The 2,891-nt window shown below is 39.4% G+C and carries 2 protein-coding genes and 1 pseudogene; 1 reads left to right on the top strand and 2 read right to left on the bottom strand.

The genetic code is table 11. The annotated features are described in order from the left end of the window. Both LPKJCM_RS13665 and mobQ read right to left on the bottom strand, forming a co-directional pair. Positions 1-231: pseudogene (locus tag LPKJCM_RS13665) on the bottom strand (DNA topoisomerase); the annotation flags it as partial. 119 nt (positions 232-350) lie between these two features. Continuing rightward, entirely contained in the window at positions 351-2,411 is a 2,061-nt protein-coding gene (mobQ, locus tag LPKJCM_RS12085) for a MobQ family relaxase (protein ID WP_087069682.1), read from the bottom strand. Positions 2,412-2,680: 269 nt separating this feature from the next. On the opposite strand from mobQ, the gene LPKJCM_RS12080 reads away from it, so the two are divergent. After that, positions 2,681-2,890: a hypothetical protein gene (locus LPKJCM_RS12080; RefSeq protein WP_087069681.1), complete on the top strand. Its 210-nt coding sequence runs from the start codon at positions 2,681-2,683 to the stop codon at positions 2,888-2,890. Position 2,891: the final 1 nt, after the last annotated feature.

Below are 2,891 nucleotides of genomic sequence, written 5' to 3'. Positions count from 1 at the left end.
GTTGGGGACTAGCACGCTTTTTGCCTTGTTTTTGGACGTCCTTGATAAAACCGTCCTGTGAGCCTTTCTGAACGTGTTTAGCTCGCATGAATGTCATTATCTTTAAATCGCTGATAGGGGCCTACCTAATTTTGCGACGAATTTTTGCTGATTAGCAAGAATTTCAGCATTTAGTTCAAAATAGGGTTCCGGCTTAAAGTTTTTGATTGCCTGGTCTCTTTGATAGACCATACACAAGGCTGGCAGCTATAGGTAACTAATCGAGCACGCTCTACGTACCAAATTTTTATCAATATAAAATACATTATGGGCTACCATTCATACCAATTAACCAGTCGCTAATTTTGTGATTACAAGTGCATGCCCCCATCTTCATGCCGGTTCCGGGTTTGGTGTTGCCGTTGCTTTTTCGTCATTGCCCACTCGGTCTCCTTTAAGCCACGTAGTTGCTGCTTTCTTAGATAGTCCGTGTTCTTCGCATATAAAATGGTTATTAAGGCTTCGTCCAAAATATTCATCAGGTAATTTTGGGGGCTAGTCGGGTGGTAATTAATGGCCTGATAGTCCTTAATTTGGTCTTGCTTATATTGATCAAACCGTGTTGTCTGTTGTTTCAAACGGGCTTGCACCATTTCAATTTGTTGGTGATCCAACTTAGGATCTTGGCCACATTCGCCAATAAACAGTTGCCGGGTGCCATCATGTTTTAAGACCCGTTGCAGTCGATGATCCTGAATATCTTTTAATTCCATTTTACCTAACAGGTAATTTAAACCGGCTTGGTGTTGCTGACTAGTAAAGACTACCGGTGGCTGCTCTTGTAATTGACTAAGATCATCGGCGCTTAATGGCTTTAATTCTGGGTCATAGTAAACCACAGCGGTATAGATTTGCTCCTTATCAATCGTCTCTAGCTTATCCAAGTCACTGTCCGGAAAAGCAGTCGTTAGAATGCTGTTGTATTGAGTTTGCACTACGGCTTTAACTTCCCGCATGACCCGTAAATTTTTCACCGCTTTAGAAATGAATTCGAGTTCGTTAGGTTGATAAGCGGCTAGCATGCCCCGATCAGTATGTTTCAAATCGTCTAACTGGTGACCATGTTTGGCTAGTACCGTGGTTAATTGCTTCTCAATTGTTTGGGCCTGCTGATTAACTAACTGCCAGCTGGTATATGGCCGCTTGGTAAACGTCAATAATTGCTGGGTTAATAAGTCACTTTGAATATCCGCTAACCGTTCTGCCAATTCGCTACCCTTAAAAATCGTTTGTTCACTATTAGTTTCTTTAATCAGTTCCCGTCGTTCAGCTGCGGTTGTCTGTTCAAAATTAAGTTCCGGATAAAGCTTTTTCGTTGCTCGTTCCACCACTTTATTTAACAACTGGTTAGCTTGTGCTAGTGATGTCGTTTGCTGGTCAATAGTCAGCAGTTGCTTGGTTACATCTTCACCAATGGCATGTTTGATTAATAAGCTGTTTTTCCAATTAAACAGCATGCGCTGTTTATCATCTAAATGTTCTAAATCGACATAGGTTTTCAATTGCTGACTTAGATGACTAATTGTGTGTTTTTCAGAGAACAATAGCTCGTCAGTTAACGCGTCAAAATGTTCATGGTTTCTTATCTTTTCGTCAAGATTATGATATTTAGCTTGAGCGTTTCTTTGCGCTCTAACTTGTTGATTAAATGCTTTTCGATTTTTTCTTTGGCTGTTAATGCCTTCGTGTTGGGTAGGTGTCTCTTGAATTCCTTGATCGACAAACGATTTTTCACTAATCCGATCCGGAATATTTTTTTGTGCTAAAGACTGATTAACACTTGTTGCCCAATTATGCCGCCACTCATTAATTTTTTCCTTTTTATCCCAATCAACCAACCAAATTTTTCTTTGTTTTGGAAACCCGCTCTTGGTTAAAAGTTGCTTGCCATTTTCATCTTTAATGTACTGCGTCTTTGCTTTTAATCCCCAACTACCATCGGGGTTAAATGGGCGATTGGTTAACATCACATGTGCATGCGGATTGTCTGGGTGATCGCGATGAATTGCTACGTCAGCTACCATACCTTGATCGACAAAATTTTCTTGCACATATTTTGTCAGTAATTCTTTCTGTTCGGATTCACTTAATTCTACCGGTAAAGCCACGTTAAATTCTTTGGCATACCGTGAGTTTGATTTACGATCTTTCTTTTCAACTTCATTCCATAACTGTTCTCGATTACTGGCCCATTCTGGTGCGTTTTTTGGGGTTAAAATAAAGCTTTCTGGCATAACCAAGCGGGCATAAAAATAGTGGCGACCTTCTTTATCATCAAATAATTTTTCACCGCTTCGATAAGCGGCACTGGCAATGGCACTGCGTCCTTTACCAGCACTAATATTACTAAAACTCATATGAAATATTGCCATGTTAGTCACCTCTTTACTTTGATTCTATGGGCTTGACTTTGTTGTCGCCATCGGCGACTTCTAATACGGGATTTTGGGGTTAGCACAACATAGAATTTATTATATGTGTAAGTGCGCATTAACCTCGTTCCACTCGGTCTGCTGAATTCTATTAATTCAACTGTAGTGTAGTCCTGTCGCTTCGCTATTTCAACTTTCATACTTTGACTTAACGTTCTCTGTATGATATAGTGTCGGTGATTATTTTTAATACGATTGGAGGGATCATTATGTCTCAAAGTAACTTAGAAAAACAAGAAGCCAAATTAAAACAGCTTAATCAAAAGATTAAAGCTGAAAAAAATAAAATTGAACAAAATCTCGGTAAGCAAATCATTAGATCAGCCAATTTGGAGTATGGGACACTTACCACTCCACAGATTAAAATGATTGCTAAAAAAGTTGCCGCCTTTTTAAATCAAGCTCAAAATAACCGATAAT

It is taken from the genome of Lentilactobacillus parakefiri (assembly GCF_002157585.1).
Lineage (GTDB): Bacteria > Bacillota > Bacilli > Lactobacillales > Lactobacillaceae > Lentilactobacillus > Lentilactobacillus parakefiri.
Note: the sequence above shows the minus strand (reverse complement) of the source record. Positions and strands in the feature narration are given on the sequence as shown.